Raw genomic sequence first — 287 nt, 5'->3', positions numbered from 1 at the left:
AAAACGGAAAATGGACTAACATTGCCGAACTTCCTTTTAACAGTGACAATTACAGCACGGCTCATCCGGCGCTTAGTGCTGATGAGAAAACCTTATATTTTGCATCTGATATGCCCGGAACGTTAGGTCAGTCGGATATTTACAAAGCAAGCATTAACAATAACGGAGAATTTGGGACACCCGAAAACTTAGGAAAAACCATTAATACCGAAGGCAAGGAAACCTTTCCGTATGTGACCAGTGAGAATGAAATCTATTTTGCCTCAGACGGTTATCCCGGACTTGGC

Annotated in this window: 1 pseudogene; it reads left to right on the top strand. The window is 42.5% G+C overall.

The features are described 5' to 3' along the window. Positions 1-287, top strand: a pseudogene (locus ACHRWY_RS27675) (flagellar motor protein MotB); the annotation flags it as partial.

Source organism: Flavobacterium sp. FlaQc-48, assembly GCF_044007335.1.
In the GTDB taxonomy this organism is placed as follows: domain Bacteria; phylum Bacteroidota; class Bacteroidia; order Flavobacteriales; family Flavobacteriaceae; genus Flavobacterium.
This window is presented reverse-complemented; position numbering and strand designations above follow the sequence as displayed.